Below are 13,857 nucleotides of genomic sequence, written 5' to 3'. Positions count from 1 at the left end.
CTACTCCCCAGCCCGTGGGCGCTTAATGCCGGGTACCACAGCGCGACCGAGCGCGACATCTTCGCCGCGACTGGTAAGCGTGGCCTTTTGGGTGCCGCCCAACTTTTCCAAGCGAATTAAGCCTTGCTCTGCCAACCAGGCAAGCTGGGTGCGCAGACCATCGCGGCTGATATCCAGCCCGTAAGCATCAAGCCCATCTTGCAAAATGGACTCGTTTAAATCGAAACCTGGGACTTCGGCCAGTAGGCGCAAAATCACCAGGCGTTGGTGTTCGGTAATAATGTCTTGCAGCGCCATTAGTCGTTCCTTAGTTCATTTTCCAATAAGAGGTCAGTTTTACGTTCTAGTCGGTTAATGCCTTCTTGGGTGGCGTTAATCGTCTCTGTTAATCCACTTAATGTTCTGTCCAGGCGATGGACTTCTTCCTTGGTTGGCAAGTGCTTAATATCAGACTCAACTTTGGATAATTGCTTTTCCATGCCACTGAATTTGTCACTTAATTGCTCATGTTCTTGACGGGTCGCAAACTTCAAATGAAACCAAGCCAACAATCCCACTAAAGCGAAATAGGCCAAGGCTGAGACTAATTTGAAGTTGGCATTGATAAACTCTAAAAAACTAACCACGGCGGCCTCCATTTCTCTGTCGCAAACGCAGCTCATGATCTTCTTGGCAACTGATACAGCGCAGGGCATTGCCTCGCTGCACCTCAACCGACTCTAAACAGTCCTGGCAGATACCATTGCCGTTAGCTTTTGATGACCGCTTACTGGCAATCGCCGCCTCACGCTCGCGCTGCTCGATGTCGCTGGCCCAGTCGCAAGGATCGCTCATTTACCGCCCCCCCTGCTTGGCTTGGTTAATCATCTGATTTTTATCCTGGCTACCTTTGGATGACCCAAACCAGAAGTTAAGAATTTGCGGAATGGCTGCAGTCAGCACCCCGATAACCGTCCCCAGCATGCCAAACAGCAGCGGATTCACTTCTTGGTCATCGGTAAAGCTCACGGCGTAATAGGCCAGCAAGCCGGTGACAATGAAGTACCCCAACACAAACAGGGCAGATAACAAGATTTGTGGCCAACTGTTTTGCTTAAACAGTTCACGGGCGTTGGCCCTGTCCTGGTACTCCAAATCTTGCTCTTTGATGTCTAAGTCTTTGAGCTTGACCTTAAGATCGTTATCGATACCGCGCAGAGCGATAAGTTGCTCTGGCGTGGCGTCTTTAATCTGCTTTGCAAGCGTCTCTGGCTCAGTTTCATCACTGCCAAGTGCCAGCTGCACCGCAGATATCGCTAGTGCTGCATAAGGGCCACCGATAATCTTGCCCGCCAAGGGGGCGATGGCCGATACGGTTTTGCCTAGGTCGAAATCATCAAACCAGCCCATGGGACTCTCCTTTCTGATGTGGTGGCTGATTGTGGCGTGCACGCGCATGCAAGATGTGCATCGGCGTCACCGCAAACCAGCCTTTGTTGTAATAGCTCTGTCGAGTCTGATGGTGGCTGTATAGCCCTGGTTGAGCGGGCACAGGCTCTGACGAAAGCTCAGCCTTAATGCGGGCATTAAAGCCATCTTTGGCGCACTGGCGATACACTCGGTTAGCAATGCGTCTAGGTTGGGTCGCCGCAATGGGGGCACTGTTGACGGCGCTGCGCGTTTGGTTGTGGTTGATAAAGGCCATTACCACTCCCCTGTCGCCAGCACATCGGCGTGTCGCTGAGCGCGCTTTGGTGTCTGAATGGCCCAGCGGCTATCGAGTGCATGCAGCCAGGCATCCTCCCAGCGCCCATCTGCCAAGGCGGCCAAGGTATGAGTAAATCCAGCCAACCCCTTAAGCCCCATCTGGTACGCCATGCTGATTAACACGGTTTGCCGGGCTAAGTTACAGTTGGCAAAGGCGGCGGCGGTTTTGGGGTTGGTCGCGACCTGACCAACTAACAGCGCCACATTGATCTCCAGCCATTTGAGCGCCGCGCCCTTAGGTAATTTGAATTGATATAAAGCTATGTCGGCATGCTGAGGCCCAATGCGCTGGCCAAATCCAACGGTGGGAAACCCTTCGCTGCACAGGTAAGGTGCTGACTCGAAGCTTTCTTCGGCGATGAGCAGATTTATCGCTGTCGCCACTAAGCTTGGGTTGGCTAGATGCTCTGCTGCACTGGTATGGGCACCGCGTAAATCATCGTAATGGGACATAAAAAAACCGAAACAATTAACGTAATGTTATTGTCTCGGTTTAGGCTGGCGCTCAGGATTGGAAAGGTTTCGGGATTAGAGGCTAACCGCCTCGGTTGCGACAACGCCTTGGCCTGTAATGCGATATTTATAGCCATCACGCTGCACTTGACCTAGCTCAACCAGTACATCTAGGTTAAAACGGCACTCACCAAGGCTGTCGTTAAGATCGTTTTCACTCACAAAGCCCTTTAGGTGTTGCTGCTCATTCTGTCTGGCGCGGTACAGCAACATTAAAATTGCTTGCCGCTGTTTAATTATTTGCTCCATGACGCCTCCTGTTCAATCCCACTCGTCGCTTGTAATTGTGCCAGTATACCGCGCTGTTGCGATAATACCACGGTTAACATCGCCGCAATTTCATGGTGATCAATCGGTTCATTCTCATCGGCCACTTCCAGTAAAAATCGATAACTGTCCAGCGCAACGATACTGTGATTGAGTTGTTCTAGTCCATCGGCCAAGGTCGGACGGTAATGTTTCATTAGGCGTCCCTCCCGCTGGCGGCTTGGTATTCACGCACCAGCGCCCGTACCGCCGAGCGCGAACGTCCTAGCTGCGCTGCAATGTGTGCATTGCTCATTCCCTGTTGGTGCGCCCTGATAATGTGTTGCTTCTCATCGACGCTCAGCGGCACATTGGCGGCCTTTTTCGGCTTTTGTTGTTGCAGCAAATCAAGGCTTTGCTCCAGCAGCGCGATATAGCGGTCTTTGTCGATGGCCATCTGGTTGGCGGGCAGGGCAAGCGCTTTAGGCTGGCGGCGCGAGTCTAAAAACGCTTGATTGACTTGCAACTGAAACCGAGGGCTGATCCAACCAGCATAACTGATGGCTAACAGTTGATGGGCGAAGGTGCCGCCGTTGCGTCCCTCTGTTTTGCAAACACTTAAACTGCTCAGATCTGAGCAGTTTGATAACTCATCGACTAGCTCTGCAGTTGAGGCTAATCGTAACCAATTGCTCGGTTTTTTGGCTGAGCCCAACCCACTTGCGCGATGCAACTCATTGAGGTTTATACGGTCATGTTGATCAAGCGTTATGGGCTGATTTGCCACTGTGATGTGATTAGTCATAAAGACTCCTGTTTGTTTTTTTCGAAAATTGGGTGTCAGGAGGTTCGAAACGGCCAAACAGAGCCGCGGACTTATTTCCCCGAAGGGTGTTGTATTCGTCGCCCTCCCGACCTTGAACTGTACACAGGCAGGGAACTGCTAAACTTGGGGCATAAAAATACCAACGCTTCGGGGTTGGATGACCGCTGTTTGAAGAGGTTTCGACGCCTCCGTACTTAACCAGTAGTTGATAAGTACCCAGCAAGTATGCCCTGACACGGTAAAAAGTGTCAATTTTTTAGGGTGATTAATTGTTTTGATTAAAAGTCTGTGATTAAAAGCCTGCGGTTAAAAAGCCCGCAATTAAAACAACTTCCTCTGCTTTCGCGCCACAAAGGCTGCTCGCTGCTCGGCAATAATCTGACTGATACGTCGCTCAGTGAGCCCATACTTCCTTGATAACGGCTCAAGGTTGTTGCCTTTAAACTCGCGCCAGATGCGAATATCACGCAAGGCGTCTTTAAGCCGCTCACCATTAGGGATATAAATATCACGCCCGCCTAAATAGGTACTCAATGTGGTGGCAAGGGCTTCACTCAAGTGGACAGCGTTATCGACCGCTTGCCCCTCTAAGGTCACCCGCATCACTTCACATAATGACTGCAGCGTCGATGGCCAGCGCTTGGTAAAGTCTTCGCGTTCATCTGGCCGCAGATTGGCCAGTGTGTCCAGCGCCTGTTCCAGTTCTTTGTGGTTGGTGTGCAGCAGCTCTAATTGCTGCTCTCCTTCTGGGTAAGACCTCTCTTTATCATCAGAACAATCCATTAGCGCTTCCTCCCATTGTGACATTTGACTGCTGCCGCTTGTTTATATTTAGCCATCTGCGCCTCCCACTTGGCCTGAGTCTCGGCCAGCGTTTCAACATGGCCTGAGCTTTTAATCTCAATCGATGACATGGCCTTGGCGGGCTTAGATGGCACAATCACCGCTTGGTCATCAATGCTACTAAGCACCTTTTTTAAGTAGTTATGGTTAGTCAACGCTCTTGGCTGACCAGAGGCTCTGCCTGCTCGTATTGAGGCTACTGTTTGCCCTAGCGCAACTCGCAACCAGTCGCGGTTGCTGCACAAAGACAGGGTCTCTTCGGCCAGCTTTAATGCGCGGCTAAAACTCAAGTCCGATTTAGCAGGACGAAACAAGCCGATATAAGCAACTAATGCACGGCCTAAGCCGCCATCGAGCGGCGCAATTAATGCCAAAAGCTCACTGGCGGCGGCATCGTTAACCAAGGCATCGAGATGTAAGTTACTGTGGCACACAGGACAACGGCTCAGTTTCATTGGCTGTCCTCACCAGAAGCAGCCTCATTAGAATCAGCCTCACAAGATGATGTATCGCGCGAGCAGCCCTCATATTGCGCCACAATTACCTCATAGTTTGCTGGACGAGTGCCTTTCTCGTTCATTTGTAATCGTTCACCACGGTTGATGATGCGTTCAATCAACACGCGCTTATGCCAATTTTTCAAGCTCTCAAGCACTCTCTCAGCCTGGTATTCATCTAACCAAGCCGTGGCATCGACACCTTCATTTTTTGAGCGTAAGGTCATGCGGCGCACATAGGTATCAAGCGCGGTTTCACTGCTATCTTGGATAACCAAGTGATGCCCCATAGTGATCCAGATGGCGCGGATCTTGTCGATTTGCGCCACCTTGGCGCTGCCAGACACCGGGCTTAAGCGGCGTTTAACGGTGTTTTTACCCTTGTTTGAACTGGGGTTTGCTCGCACTTTAAAGCCTTTTTGTTTAAAGGCTTCCAGCGCTGTTTCTAGTTCAGGCAATGTCATTGCACGCAGGGAATCTTTGCCTGTGGCGGCTTTTATCATGCTGCGATACAGCAGCTCGTCTAACCCCAATTGACTCTTAGCCACTTGAATTAAAGTGATTAACCGCTTCTTATGGTTATTCACATTAGCGGCTTGATTAGTTTGCATTACACGTCTCTCCTGCTTGTTTTACGCCTTGCCCTTTACCCTTCCCTTTGCTTAGCCAGTAGGGACAGTGTTGATTTAGCCAGTCTGTGGCCAACTGCTGTTTACGCTCTAAGCTGGTGCGCGGCGGTGCTATCCAGTCCATCACGTACTGCAGCAATGCAGTTTGTTTATCAGTTAATGACATACCCTTTCCTTAGCTGCTCATCACGCTTGTTATAAAAAGCCGAGCCACTACACTCGGCAGACCAACCGGCACGAATGCCGGTGGTTTCGCTTGGGTTAACTGGCTTGGCATTCCTCCGCTGTTGCCAGTTCAAACTCCATCTGTTCCAGCACATCCAGAGCACGCTTAGCGGCATAAAACACCGCCTTGCGCTTGTCGCACATACCAACCGACTTGAAATCACGCAGCTCGCTCAGCATGGCGGCGCACAGCTGCAAACATTGGTTGGGCGTGTCATTAGCCATCACACTTAATGCTTGGCGCAGCGGCTCCAACTCTAAGTCCATTAGCTCTGCCAAGCGCAATTTAAACGCGACCCGATCAAGCCCGGCTTGGTTTTCATTAAACAAGTGTTGTACGTGAGTCATAGTGCCTCCTTACAGCGTGCTGATATCCATTGAGATTTGTTGATACTTACCATTGGGCTGACGCTCATAAAGGCGCAGATATTCACTGGTGCCAGTGATTTGAATGGCATCAGCAATGGCATCCATCGCCTGTTGCCAGTTGTCGTCATCAATATCCAGTTGGCGCAGAGACAGCACTTGGTTGACATTGATACGACCTTGCTGGTCAACACGAAATGCATGCTCGACCATGGCCATCAACTTAGTGTCTGCACCATGTGACCAAGAGTGAATGCACTCGTCGATCAAGGCTTTAGCCGTTTGGATGCGCTCATCGAAAATACGGTGCTCGCCCACGGCACGACGCACCTGGTACAAACCATCGAAGCTGGTCAGTGCCACGTTACCTTTTTTGCCGCCGAACTTAGCCCCATACTCGCTGGCTGACAGCTCGACGAAATCACTGATCTCGCCCATGGTGGCTAACTTGAATTCAAGCATGGCCTGACGTAGCGCTTTGGCCTTGGTGGCAATGTTGATCACCACTTCATCGCGCAGCTTGTCCACCGGCTTGATGCGCTCCTCAGCAACTAAGTCACCGATCGCGTTACGACGATAACCGGCAGGAATTGTGTTAGTTTGATTGTTCATGTGTTTACTCCTGGTTCCAGCGCACTGTGACGCCATGAAATTGCGCCGCGCCACTACGACGGCGAATGCCCCTAATGTTTTCGATGATGTCTACCGCCATGGCCTTAAGGTCGGCGGTTGGACGGTCAATGTGGATCACCTTGTTTTGACGACTCAGCACCTTGATACCGCGCAGGCGCAGTGCGGTGATGGCATCGAACTTGCTGTTATTGCTCATTCTTCTCGCTCCCTGATGTTTGCTGTAATAGCGCGTTGTAACGCAGTTCCAGCGCCTTTAACTCGCCCTTTAGCAGGCTGCAAAGCTGCTTTAAACCACCGCCATCCGTTTGTGATTGACGCTCAAGACGGTTATAGGTGGCCTCGGCGCAGTAACGCTTAGGACTGTTGTCATTGGGGTACTCAGCTCGTACTGCAATGCGCTTAAACTGTGCGATTTCGGGCTGAGTCGAGTGCGGGCACCCTCCCCTGCAAGCTCGGTACAAGCGCAACTTAAGAGGGTTGCTGGTGACTGTGTTTTTTTGGTGCCGATCACATTGATGCAGTGGGATCTCTCCCATTACAGGGCAGTTCACAGTGCGGTTCATGTATGCGCCTTCAACCAGCTTTTGCATCCGCGCCATGTCACCCGGATAGTTGCCATTAATCAGCTGACTGACCACGGTTTTGGAAACGCCAAGGGTTTTAGCCACCTCTTTTTGCCCGTACTCCTTGGCTTGCTGAGTTAAGACCTGCTTCCATTTACTCATCGCTTAGCTCCTTGTACGGGATAAACGTCCCGCTATTTTGATCCCACATCCCTTGTGGTTGCGTGGTGGGATACAAGCGACCCAAATCTTTAATCAATACATACTTCCAGCATGAATAACCGATTGAATTTAAAAATCGTCCCTGTTTTCTTATCACCCCACACTGCTCCAACTGCCATAAGTAGCTGTGGATTAAAGTTAATGAGGCATCCGTTGTGGTCTCAATCAACTCCACATTGAACGAACGATTAATGCGGATGGTGTTCCATATTTGCTGTGACCGGGTGCCTTTTTTCTTACGACGTTCCTTGCGTTTCGGGTTAATTTGCAGCGGAATTGATAACTCGCTGCGTGCGATACACACGCGATACAACGCCCCCTTATATTGTGTCCTCCTGTCGACTAACTCGATGGCTTTGCCGCGCAGCAAGGTACGCGCAAAGCCAGCGATTTTGTTAGAGTTGATATTTAAAGCTTGTGCAATCTCTCTGCAGCTAAACGTCTGTCTGCTGCACATAAGCCCCCAAGCCTGATGCTTAAAAGAACCTTGGGATACAGAAGTGGGCATAAATGCTCCTTATAATTGTTGTTAGCGCACCAAAGGTTTTAACGACGGCTGTTATTAAGGAACAACTGACCATCGCCCCATACAGCGCGGTCAACAAAATCCAGGTCGTTTGAGATGGCAAAGCGTTCAATTTTATCTAACGCGATGAGAGTTCGGCGCACCTCGCCACCGCTGCGCACACGAATGTAATCGAGCATGTCCTCACCCACTTTTACATCGACCTCCATCAGTTCTGAGGCAAACATAGAGACATCTTCGTTGTCGGCAGGCAGGAACTCGACCCACTCGCTGATGCGGTTAAACAGTTGCTTACGGTGACTGATGCGGCGGGCGATCTCCTCCATGCCGACCAGCAATACCGGCAGCTCGGTGGCATCATAAATATCGCGAATGGTTTCCATGGTTTTTGACTGACCGACGATGTGGTCTGCCTCATCGACAAACAGCGCGATCTGCTGCTCGTTCATGGTTTCAATAATATAATCAAGTGATTTACGTAACGGATAAATCGGATCGCTGCCTAGCTCTTTAGTCACCCTGGCGAGAAAACTGCTGGGGGTGTCTGTGGCACAGCAGCGGACAAAAGCAGGCACGCTACCCATATTGGTCAGTTGATTGACCATATGGGTCACTGTACTGGTTTTACCAAAACCACTGGGGCCATGGATTAAGCCGATACCTGGGGTGATATCGCTACGACTCTGCAGGTTGGCAAACATGTCGAGAGTACGCAGAACATTTTTTACTTCTACAATTTGACGCTTCATAATGACATTCCTTTGGTTTGACGTTGTTGTATAAAAATGGCGATTAAGCCAGGGGTTAAAGGCTGAGCAGCTATTTCACTTGCCGGTGTTGTTGCTCAGCCTTTGCTAAAATCTTGTCCAAACGACTACGCTGCAACACGTTGTCTAAACGGTATTTCTTAAGCCACTGCTGCTCAGTCTCTGTTAGCGTTCTGCTCAATGACTCCTCAGTTAACATCACCGCTTTTTCGTGGACGCTGCGCACAATGCGCGACTCTTGTGCAGCTACAGATTGCTTACGCTTGGCGATAGCCTCACGCTGCCGCTCAATAGCGGCCAGCTCGGTATTACTCAGCTCGCGCTGTTTGTCTGTAACAGCCTCTTCAAGCCCAGCAATGGCGCTGTTATCGTGGTCGGTGGTGCGTTCGATATAACTGAGGCTGGCTCGCTGCAACTTCTTCTGCGCCAGTTCGTCGGCATACAGTGCATCGATGCCAAACTCTTCCTGCAGGCGCTTAGCCGACTTACGAAATGCGGTAAGTTCTTTCTGGGTCTGTTTACGTCGCTCACGGAACTCGGTAGGCGCAATGCCTCGGTTGACTAGATCCATGTTGACGGCATCGACATAGGTGTCCCAGGCATCAATGGGATAAAGGGTGGCGCGGCCGATATCACAGGGATCAATAAACACTCGCACGGTTTGGCGCTGCCAGGCAGCTTCCATCAACTCTGGTGCGGTGTATTGCACTCCATCGGCTTTAACGCTGCCACGGACGACCTTGGCGGTACCGATAAAGTTAAGTAGGTGATCAAGGGTGTGCACATTGACGATTGTGCGCTTGCGATAACCCGATTCCGCGTACAGTTCAAACGGCGTTTTGCCGGTTTTATCATGTGGCACATGGTTGTAATCGAACTCAAGATAATCGTTCAGCGCCTGCTGCAACTGCTCTGGGGTTAGTGCCAGGCTTAGGCGCTCCTGCTCGGCCTGTTTCTTGCCCTCACCGATGCGCTTGGCAAAGTTGTACATCGCTTCAATTTGCTGGCGATCACTGACACTGTGGCCGATATAGCCGGGCATTTTTTCCATCAGCACACGGCTCATGGTGCCGAAGAAGCGCTCGATAAACGGCTTTTCCCACCCGCTAAACGCATTGGCTTTGGATATATCCAGCTCAAGCAGATTAAAAATAGTGGTGGTACGACTTGACACATAGTCGCTACCATTGTCAGTACGCATGATCGCGCCCTCTTCCGGCAAACCCCATTCCACCAATGTTTTGCGCAGTAGTAGGCAAATCGCCTCGCTATTAGAGGTTGGCGAGACAATCAATTGCACACGGTGGGTATAGGCATCAATCACCGCCACTATGCTGTGACGCTTAAGCTTGCCATTGACGTTTAACTCGACATCGGTTGGCGTTGAGTCGAACTCCCACACCTGGTTAGGCCCATCAATATTGGGGTACATGCGCGCAAACAGCGGGCGATACTTGTCTGTGTACTGCGTAGGATTAGTGGTAAAGGCATGCTCCACTTCATGTTTGACAGAATACTGAGTTAACCAGCGCTTAAACGAGCTGATTGAGGGCAGATCCCAGCCATAATCAGCGGCGCGCACCTTAGCCATATCGCGTACTTTATTGGCCTGCTTAAGCAAGTGTGGCTTCTTGGTGACCAGCGCAATTAAAAACTCATTTAGGCGCGGTTGTTCGTCAATTTTTGACTGTTTAACGGCTTTGTATTGATCCACCAGACCAATAATGCCTTGTTCCTGGTATGCTCTAGCCCAGTAGTAAACCGATGTCTTACCCAGCTGCTTGATGTGTTGACGTATATGAGCTTCAGTCAGTATTAAACTGGCATTAAACGCATGCACAAAAGCATTGTTACCATCAGTTTTATTACCCGCATCGGCATAAGGCGCAATAAACACTTCATAAGCAACGACGACTGACTCACGCGCTTTAGCTTTAGCCTGCTTGGCTTCACTCAAGCACATAAACTGCGCCATACCATCAGCTTTAGAGCTGATCCGCTGAGCGCGAGTTTTCACCTGCAGGGCTTCATCCTGTTTAATCGCTGACTTAGCTGCAACCACCGCTGTCGAGGTGCTTTGCTCAACCGATTTCGCACGCAAATAAGCCTGGGTTTCAACTGGCAAACTGTCGATGTGGTATTCAAAGCCCTTGCCTTTGGCGCACTTTCTTTTTACCCATTCCCCTCGCCTAGCTTTATTTAAGAGGCTTCCTCTTGAATTTGGTATACCAATCAATCCAAGCAAAGCCGTCGATGCAATCCATTCTGACGGAGAACTCATAAACTACACCCCAGCCGCATCTGCGATTTTATTCAGTAACTCAGTCCCTTTTTTTCCAGCCCAAACCCCCATTAACGCTTGCCTAGCATTTGAATAATTAACCTCATTTTCTCTGCACCACTGGTGCAACGAACGCCCTTGAGAAACAAAGCCTGCTCTGACTTTTTCTATAAGCTCTTTGCTTGGTATACGAGTAGTATTCACTTGTGTATACTCCAAGTTGTTTAATTAAATTAGGTAAAACTCACTATATGCCAACACATGTTGGCATGTCAATAGGTGTTGTATGGTTTTTGATCGTGCTGATTTAGCTATGCGCCTTATAGAAGAGCGCACAAAGAAAGGATACTCGCAGGCCAGTTTTGCGAGAGAGCTTGGCATTTCAAGGGAGGGGCTAAGAAAATATGAGATGGGTCAAACAGGTTTAAGTGCTGAGGTTTTGGCTAAGGCGGCGGGATTAGGAGTAGATGTCCAGTATGTTCTCACAGGGGTGTACTCTAAAAATGTTGATGAAACAACGAAAAACACCTCACCAATTTTGAACATCAATGACAATGGTTCCGCTAATGTAATTCAGTTTGCAAATTCAGGTTCAACAATAAATCAGATAAACACTCAGAAGCATGTTACAAAAGTTACAGCTGAAGTGATTCCTGGAGAAAAACATATAACCGAAGAACAGGCAGTAACTCTCCAAAAGTTAGTTAAAGAAGTAGTTGAGCTAGAGAATAGCTCAGGTAGAAAACAGCCCAGAACTCATCAGGCAGTGTGGTCGGCTTTAAACTCACACTGCAAGGTAAGCAGGTATAGGCTGATCGCCAAAGAAGATTTCACTAAAGCTGAAACATACCTAAGACAATGGATTGGTAGACTAAGCAGGCTAAAATCAGCACCAAAGTCCAACAACAGCGAATGGCGAAAACGAAAATATGCGTACATCAAGATTAATACTAGTAACGCAAACATTTGGCTCACAAACTATTTAGCAAGTCGGTTTGGGGTAAGCTCTATAACTGAGCTTAGTGATGAAAACTTAGGAAAGTTATACAATGCCGTCGCAGCTAAAAAGAGAAAAAAATAGAAAACATTTTTGGAATTTGTTCATTTATCCAAAATAATAAATTTATAAGAAAAACATGCATTTACTAGAATGTTTCCTGTCACCCTCCTATGTTTCTGCCGGAAACATAGGAAAACATTCCACACTACAGGCGTTTGGCTTCGAACTCTACGCCAAACGCTTACAAAAACGGTTCGACGGCAGCATTGAACTCATTAGTGACAATAAGGAATACAGCAACCAGGTTGAAATTATTGGTGAAGCTTTTTGTAAACTAGGTAAAATTAGAATGAAGTCCTCACCACTCATACCAACCGCTTCATAATTTTCAAAACCTAGCGATTTATCAAGCCAAAGTGCGATATATTTTCAAAACCTAGCGATTTTATGATTTTTAACCTTATCTCTCCTCTTAAAATCGCAAACCCGCACCCAGCCTGAATTTCTCAGCAAATTTTACCTAATCTCGTTTAATCTCGGTTTAATCATCAATATTCAATACCTAACGACTGGTTACACATAATTTGAAAGAGTTAATTTATTATCGGCCGAGGCTAAGGCCGCATCTATATCGCCTTTAGCTATCCCCTGCTCGACAAAGAACTGACTCAACTCCTCCTGACGGGTGAAAGCACCCGGCCCTTCATGAATACGCTTAAACAGATTGCCGTGCACCTGGTCTGTCACCTTAAATTTCTGTGCCAAGTAATAAGCCTCCTGACTCAACTGCCAACTAAGGCGCCCTGCGCCAACTGGCGTACGTTCAAAATCAATGTCATCGCCAAGCTTAGCCATACTGGCCTTAAACAGACCATCCTGACGGTAACAATGTGGGCAATTATAGGAGAAGAACTCTCTAACAACAGGCTTAACTGACTCGGGGATCCCAGCGACTCTGACATAATCACGCCCCTCGACAAATTGGGGCTGAGCGGCGAGCTGACCTGCAAAAAACGCTGAAAAAACAAGTGTAATAAGGCCGATAAATTGGGTCACTCTCTTCATAATTCGTTTCTCTTTTATTTAGATGAATCACTCGCAAAAAGACAAGGCATCAAACAGGTCTTGATGTCGATATGTAAAGTCTAGCTGCTCACAGATCAAATGACCCTCAACTATCTTGTCTTCGCTGATTTCACCATCAGACGCAAACTCAGGCAGAGGCAATCCAAGTCGCTTCGCGGCTTGCTGATAAAAATCGCGCTTACTGGGATGATGAGGCGAACAGACGTTATAGATTGGCGCTAAGGGTGACTGAGACTCAAGCAGAGTAATGATTGCTGTGACTGCATCATATTGGTGGGTCATATTGACTGACAGGTTTGCCCCGCCCAGCCCGGTTTTGCCGGCCAAGAAACGCCCAGGATGGCGCTTGGGCCCCATAAGACCGGCAAATCTGACAACGACAGCGTCACTGAATACGGCTTCGGCCTGTAACAAGGTTTGGCTCATGGAGGAAAATGGCGCCGCATCCGCTTCCGACACCCTCTGACCATTGGCCGGATAAACACCTGTCGTGCTTATAAAAATGACTTTTTGATAGGTATGACAAGCAATCATTTTTTTCAGGCGACCGAGTCGCTCTAGGTAATCTGCCTCTGCGTTTCCCCCACTGCGGCGAAGCCCTGGAGGAATATTAATGACGATGGCATCGCATTCAAGCTGAGCCATGCAGGTTTGTTCATCGATGGGGAGCCTGTCCAGATCCAGCTCAAACCCCGCGATGCCATAATCTGACAACTGCTCAGCCTGAGCCTTTGTGCGTTTAGAGCCTGTCACCCGATAGCCTCGACTGACTAGCTCTTTACCTAAGGCTAAACCAAACCAACCACATCCAACGAGTGCGATAGAACTGAGCATACTTGTCTCTATAGTCTTGACCTAATGGGGTTAAACTACCTCAATCCCCATTGC

24 protein-coding genes are annotated in these 13,857 nt (G+C 49.0%); 1 reads left to right on the top strand and 23 read right to left on the bottom strand.

All coding sequences use genetic code 11. The annotated features are described in order from the left end of the window. The 21 genes from LZP69_RS10580 to LZP69_RS10480 all read right to left on the bottom strand — a co-directional run bounded on the left by LZP69_RS10580 (position 1) and on the right by LZP69_RS10480 (position 11,087). Positions 1 to 297 (bottom strand): VpaChn25_0724 family phage protein, encoded by a 297-nt coding sequence (locus LZP69_RS10580; RefSeq protein ID WP_234200508.1) that lies wholly within the window; start codon positions 295 to 297, stop codon positions 1 to 3. Beyond that, positions 297 to 626 carry a DUF2730 family protein gene (locus tag LZP69_RS10575; RefSeq protein WP_234200506.1) on the bottom strand — a complete coding sequence of 110 codons (330 nt, stop codon included), beginning with the start codon at positions 624 to 626 and terminating at the stop codon, positions 297 to 299. Before LZP69_RS10575 ends, LZP69_RS10580 begins: the two co-directional genes overlap by 1 nt. Then, positions 619 to 834, bottom strand: a complete 216-nt coding sequence (locus tag LZP69_RS10570; RefSeq protein WP_234200505.1) for a hypothetical protein — start codon at positions 832 to 834, stop codon at positions 619 to 621. The genes LZP69_RS10575 and LZP69_RS10570 overlap by 8 nt, the downstream gene beginning before the upstream one ends. Next, entirely contained in the window at positions 835 to 1,389 is a 555-nt protein-coding gene (locus LZP69_RS10565) for a hypothetical protein (protein ID WP_234200503.1), read from the bottom strand. Then, positions 1,376 to 1,684 (bottom strand): hypothetical protein, encoded by a 309-nt coding sequence (locus LZP69_RS10560; RefSeq protein ID WP_234200501.1) that lies wholly within the window; start codon positions 1,682 to 1,684, stop codon positions 1,376 to 1,378. Before LZP69_RS10560 ends, LZP69_RS10565 begins: the two co-directional genes overlap by 14 nt. Then, on the bottom strand, positions 1,684 to 2,199 hold the full coding sequence (locus LZP69_RS10555) for a glycoside hydrolase family protein (RefSeq protein WP_234200499.1): 516 nt from the start codon (positions 2,197 to 2,199) through the stop codon (positions 1,684 to 1,686). The genes LZP69_RS10560 and LZP69_RS10555 overlap by 1 nt, the downstream gene beginning before the upstream one ends. Positions 2,200 to 2,274: 75 nt before the next feature. Then, positions 2,275 to 2,508 carry a hypothetical protein gene (locus LZP69_RS10550; protein WP_234200497.1) on the bottom strand — a complete coding sequence of 78 codons (234 nt, stop codon included), beginning with the start codon at positions 2,506 to 2,508 and terminating at the stop codon, positions 2,275 to 2,277. Beyond that, the gene (locus tag LZP69_RS10545; RefSeq protein WP_234200495.1) at positions 2,496 to 2,723 is read right to left on the bottom strand and encodes a hypothetical protein; all 228 of its coding nucleotides are present in this window, start codon (positions 2,721 to 2,723) and stop codon (positions 2,496 to 2,498) included. The genes LZP69_RS10550 and LZP69_RS10545 overlap by 13 nt, the downstream gene beginning before the upstream one ends. Further along, the gene (locus tag LZP69_RS10540; protein WP_234200494.1) at positions 2,723 to 3,310 is read right to left on the bottom strand and encodes a KilA-N domain-containing protein; all 588 of its coding nucleotides are present in this window, start codon (positions 3,308 to 3,310) and stop codon (positions 2,723 to 2,725) included. Before LZP69_RS10540 ends, LZP69_RS10545 begins: the two co-directional genes overlap by 1 nt. A 342-nt stretch (positions 3,311 to 3,652) precedes the next feature. Further along, entirely contained in the window at positions 3,653 to 4,114 is a 462-nt protein-coding gene (locus LZP69_RS10535; RefSeq protein ID WP_234200492.1) for a Mor transcription activator family protein, read from the bottom strand. Further along, the gene (locus LZP69_RS10530; RefSeq protein ID WP_234200491.1) at positions 4,114 to 4,629 is read right to left on the bottom strand and encodes a hypothetical protein; all 516 of its coding nucleotides are present in this window, start codon (positions 4,627 to 4,629) and stop codon (positions 4,114 to 4,116) included. The genes LZP69_RS10535 and LZP69_RS10530 overlap by 1 nt, the downstream gene beginning before the upstream one ends. Then, positions 4,626 to 5,282: a gp16 family protein gene (locus LZP69_RS10525; protein WP_234200489.1), complete on the bottom strand. Its 657-nt coding sequence runs from the start codon at positions 5,280 to 5,282 to the stop codon at positions 4,626 to 4,628. The genes LZP69_RS10530 and LZP69_RS10525 overlap by 4 nt, the downstream gene beginning before the upstream one ends. Continuing rightward, complete coding sequence (locus LZP69_RS10520; RefSeq protein ID WP_234200486.1) at positions 5,272 to 5,466, bottom strand: hypothetical protein; 195 nt, start codon at positions 5,464 to 5,466, stop codon at positions 5,272 to 5,274. The genes LZP69_RS10525 and LZP69_RS10520 overlap by 11 nt, the downstream gene beginning before the upstream one ends. A 95-nt stretch (positions 5,467 to 5,561) precedes the next feature. Beyond that, positions 5,562 to 5,873 carry a hypothetical protein gene (locus LZP69_RS10515; RefSeq protein WP_234200484.1) on the bottom strand — a complete coding sequence of 104 codons (312 nt, stop codon included), beginning with the start codon at positions 5,871 to 5,873 and terminating at the stop codon, positions 5,562 to 5,564. 9 nt (positions 5,874 to 5,882) lie between these two features. Beyond that, complete coding sequence (locus tag LZP69_RS10510) at positions 5,883 to 6,503, bottom strand: DUF3164 family protein (protein ID WP_234200483.1); 621 nt, start codon at positions 6,501 to 6,503, stop codon at positions 5,883 to 5,885. A 4-nt stretch (positions 6,504 to 6,507) separates the two neighbouring features. Beyond that, positions 6,508 to 6,720 carry a hypothetical protein gene (locus tag LZP69_RS10505; protein WP_234200481.1) on the bottom strand — a complete coding sequence of 71 codons (213 nt, stop codon included), beginning with the start codon at positions 6,718 to 6,720 and terminating at the stop codon, positions 6,508 to 6,510. Continuing rightward, complete coding sequence (locus tag LZP69_RS10500) at positions 6,710 to 7,249, bottom strand: helix-turn-helix domain-containing protein (protein ID WP_234200479.1); 540 nt, start codon at positions 7,247 to 7,249, stop codon at positions 6,710 to 6,712. Before LZP69_RS10500 ends, LZP69_RS10505 begins: the two co-directional genes overlap by 11 nt. Beyond that, complete coding sequence (locus LZP69_RS10495) at positions 7,242 to 7,817, bottom strand: hypothetical protein (protein ID WP_234200477.1); 576 nt, start codon at positions 7,815 to 7,817, stop codon at positions 7,242 to 7,244. Before LZP69_RS10495 ends, LZP69_RS10500 begins: the two co-directional genes overlap by 8 nt. Positions 7,818 to 7,855: 38 nt before the next feature. After that, complete coding sequence (locus tag LZP69_RS10490; RefSeq protein WP_234200475.1) at positions 7,856 to 8,584, bottom strand: AAA family ATPase; 729 nt, start codon at positions 8,582 to 8,584, stop codon at positions 7,856 to 7,858. 70 nt (positions 8,585 to 8,654) lie between these two features. Continuing rightward, positions 8,655 to 10,883, bottom strand: coding sequence for a DNA-binding protein (locus LZP69_RS10485; RefSeq protein WP_234200473.1), 2,229 nt, complete (start codon positions 10,881 to 10,883; stop codon positions 8,655 to 8,657). A 3-nt stretch (positions 10,884 to 10,886) separates the two neighbouring features. Continuing rightward, positions 10,887 to 11,087 carry a hypothetical protein gene (locus LZP69_RS10480; protein ID WP_234200471.1) on the bottom strand — a complete coding sequence of 67 codons (201 nt, stop codon included), beginning with the start codon at positions 11,085 to 11,087 and terminating at the stop codon, positions 10,887 to 10,889. Positions 11,088 to 11,169: 82 nt separating this feature from the next. On the opposite strand from LZP69_RS10480, the gene LZP69_RS10475 reads away from it, so the two are divergent. Further along, positions 11,170 to 11,964, top strand: a complete 795-nt coding sequence (locus LZP69_RS10475; protein WP_234200469.1) for a helix-turn-helix domain-containing protein — start codon at positions 11,170 to 11,172, stop codon at positions 11,962 to 11,964. A 492-nt stretch (positions 11,965 to 12,456) separates the two neighbouring features. On the opposite strand, the gene LZP69_RS10470 is transcribed toward LZP69_RS10475, so the two are convergent. Continuing rightward, a complete protein-coding gene (locus tag LZP69_RS10470; protein ID WP_234200466.1) occupies positions 12,457 to 12,948 on the bottom strand; it encodes a thiol:disulfide interchange protein DsbA/DsbL in 492 nt (163 codons plus the stop codon). Positions 12,949 to 12,975: 27 nt separating this feature from the next. Then, on the bottom strand, positions 12,976 to 13,803 hold the full coding sequence (locus LZP69_RS10465) for an SDR family oxidoreductase (RefSeq protein WP_234200464.1): 828 nt from the start codon (positions 13,801 to 13,803) through the stop codon (positions 12,976 to 12,978). Positions 13,804 to 13,857: the final 54 nt, after the last annotated feature.

This window comes from Shewanella sp. AS1, from assembly GCF_021412565.1.
Lineage (GTDB): Bacteria > Pseudomonadota > Gammaproteobacteria > Enterobacterales > Shewanellaceae > Shewanella.
The sequence above is the reverse complement of the archived record's forward strand: the minus strand, read 5'-3'. Positions and strand labels throughout refer to the sequence as shown.